Origin of the sequence: Aestuariivirga sp. (assembly GCF_044239095.1) — a bacterium.
Taxonomy (GTDB): Bacteria; Pseudomonadota; Alphaproteobacteria; order Rhizobiales; family Aestuariivirgaceae; genus Aestuariivirga.
This window is the reverse complement of record NZ_JBIICB010000398.1, coordinates 1-2,735: the sequence shown is the minus strand read 5'-3', so window position 1 is coordinate 2,735 and position 2,735 is coordinate 1. Positions and strand designations below refer to the sequence as shown.

Genomic DNA, 2,735 nt, shown 5'->3' with positions numbered 1-2,735 from the left:
CCAGCATCAGGGCCGAGCCCGCAAGGCACGCGCTGAGGCCGCCCCATTGATAAAGAAGCCCTGAGAGCAGCGTTCCCGCAAACCGTCCTGCGGCATTCGCCGCATAGTAAAATCCCACATCCTCGGCTGCCTTCTCTGATCCGGCATATGCCAGGATCAGGTAGGAGTGGACAGAGGAATTGATCGCGAATGCAACGCCGAATACCGCCAGACCGATGACGAGGATAATGTCGGGCCGCCACGCAATATCTGCTGCGAGCGCCGCGATGATGAGTGCGGGCACAAGTGCGAGCAGTGCACTCCACAGCCGCGCGGCAGGCACCTCCCGGGATAGTCCATCAGGGCTGCGGCGGATGACGGCCGGGGCTGAGGCCTGCACCAGACCGTAGAAGACGGTCCACACCGCCATGAACCCTCCGACCATCGTGAAGGTCCAGCCGCTGGCGTAGAGAAACACGGGAACGCCAACGACGAACCAGACATCGCGCGCACCAAACAGGAAGATTCGCGCCGCCGCCAAGAGGTTGACACATCTCGACTTGCCAAACAGCTCGCGAGCCGTGGAACTGGCCTTGCTCTTGCCCATCATTGGCGGCAGAGAAAGCACAACACCCAGCAAGATCACCGCGAGCGCACCGGCCATCACCCACAGCGCCGTACGAAAGCCCAAAGACTCGAGCAGCAGTCCGCCGAGGAAGAAGCCCGCGCCCTTCATCGCGTTCTTGGAGCCGGTAAACCACGCAACCCACTTGAACAGGCGGCCTTCCGCGCCCTCTGCACGCGCGTCCTTCTCGGCTACCTTGATTGCCGATTTGGATGCCGTCTTCGTCAGGTCCTTTGCAACCCCACAGATGCCCTGCGCGGCCACGACCCATGCCACCGACAGAGCTGCCGCCCAATCCGGCGAGAGCGCCGAGAGAATCAGGAAACCCGTGATCTGCGTGGCGAGGCCGATGGTGAGCATTCGGGTAATGCCAAAGCGCGTCGCCAGCCATCCGCCGATGAAATTCGCCGCGATGCCTGCTGCCTCGTAGAGCAGGAAGAGGAAGGAGAGCACGAAGGGTGAATATCCGAGCTGGAAAAAATGCAGCAGCACCAGCATGCGCAGCGCGCCGTCAGTCAGGGTGAAGCCCCAATATGCGGCGGTGACGATGGCATAGTTGCGCGTGCCGGGCGCCATCAGATGCCCAACTCGCGCATATGGCAGGCAAGGTCGACCATGCGGCAGGCATAGCCCATTTCATTGTCGTACCAGGCATAGACTTTGAGCAGCGTGCCATCGGTCACGAGCGTGGAAAGCCCGTCGACAATAGAGGAACGGGTATCGCGTGCGTAGTCAATGGACACCAGTGGACGCGGCTCATATCCCAGAATTCCAGCCAGCTGCCCCGCCGCGGCCTCAGCGAAAAGGGCGTTCACCTCATCCCTTGTCGTCTCCCGGCTGAGTTCGAAGACGCAATCTGTCAGGGACGCATTGAGAACGGGTGCCCGCACCGCATGGCCGTCGAGCTTGCCCTTGAGCTCCGGATAGATCAGTGCGATCGCCGTCGCGCTGCCGGTGGTTGTCGGCTGGAGTGACAGCATGGCGGAGCGGGCACGCCGCAGGTCCTTGTGGGGTGCATCGACCACCACATTGGTGTTGGTCGGATCATGGATCGTGGTGATCTGACCGTGCCGGATACCAAGCCTTTCGTGTACGACCTTGACGACTGGCGCGAGGCAATTGGTCGTGCAGGAGGCTGCCGTCACGATTGCGTGCTTGGCGGGATCGTAGAGGTGATGGTTCACCCCGACCACGACATTCAGAACATCCGGCTCCTTTACGGGGGCGGCGACGATCACCCGCCTTGCGCCGCGCTTCAGGTGCCCGTCGAGGGTCGCGTGGGTCAGGAACTTGCCAGTGCACTCAAGCACCAGGTCCACGCCGAGATCGCCCCAGGGGATGTCTCCGGCCGCCGGGAGCGCTGAAAAACTGACCCTGCTATCGCCGATGCGAATGGCTTCCTCGCCTTCAGTGCTGAGCTTGGTCCGCCAGCGGCCCTGCACCGAGTCGAACTCGAGCAGATGTGCTACCGCCGCTGCACCGCCCTTGATCTCGTTCACATGGACAATCTCGAGCCGGTTGTTCCGCCTTGGGTCCTCTTCGCCACGCTCAGCCGCTCCAAGCGCTGCTCTGAGCGCCAGACGTCCGATGCGGCCCATCCCGTTTATGCCGACACGCATGTTTTTCCTTCCCTTGCAGTTTCGATTACCATCACAATCAGGGTATCGCAGTGAGTGCCTTGGAACTTCTCGTCCATAGAGACTTGGTCTGGGCGGTCAGCCACAGCAAGTTCCGGCGGTTGAACTTGATCTGGCGATGTCCTTGATCAGCGGCGCGCAGAGCTCCGGGCGTCCGTTGCAGCAATCCTTCAGCATGAATAGCACCAACTGGCGCACCGCCTTGAGCTCTGCCCGGTAAATCATGCTTCGGCTGTGCCGCTCTACCGAGACAAGGCCTGAGCGGGCAAGGATGGCCAGGTGGGTGGACATCGTATTGTGCGGCACGTCGAGATGCCGGGCGATCTCACCTGCCGGGAGGCCAGCTTGCTCCTGCTGCACCAGAAGACGGAATGCCGCGAGACGCGTTGGCTGTGCGAGCGCTGTGAAGGCTTCGATTGCTGTTATGCTTTCCATATGTCGAGAGTCATCGACAAATTGTCTGACAGTCATGTGACAGAATTTCCCGTGCCCCG

The 2,735-nt window shown here is 61.5% G+C and carries 3 protein-coding genes; all 3 read right to left on the bottom strand.

The window, feature by feature from the left end; genetic code table 11:
* A partial coding sequence (gene arsJ, locus ACILRA_RS21840; protein ID WP_395664143.1) for an organoarsenical effux MFS transporter ArsJ occupies positions 1–1,180 on the bottom strand: 1,180 nt, incomplete at its 3' end.
* A complete protein-coding gene (locus ACILRA_RS21835) occupies positions 1,180–2,223 on the bottom strand; it encodes an ArsJ-associated glyceraldehyde-3-phosphate dehydrogenase (RefSeq protein WP_395664142.1) in 1,044 nt (347 codons plus the stop codon). The genes arsJ and ACILRA_RS21835, both read right to left, overlap by 1 nt.
* A gap of 96 nt (positions 2,224–2,319) precedes the next feature.
* Entirely contained in the window at positions 2,320–2,676 is a 357-nt protein-coding gene (locus ACILRA_RS21830; protein WP_395664144.1) for an ArsR/SmtB family transcription factor, read from the bottom strand.
* Positions 2,677–2,735 lie beyond the last annotated feature (59 nt).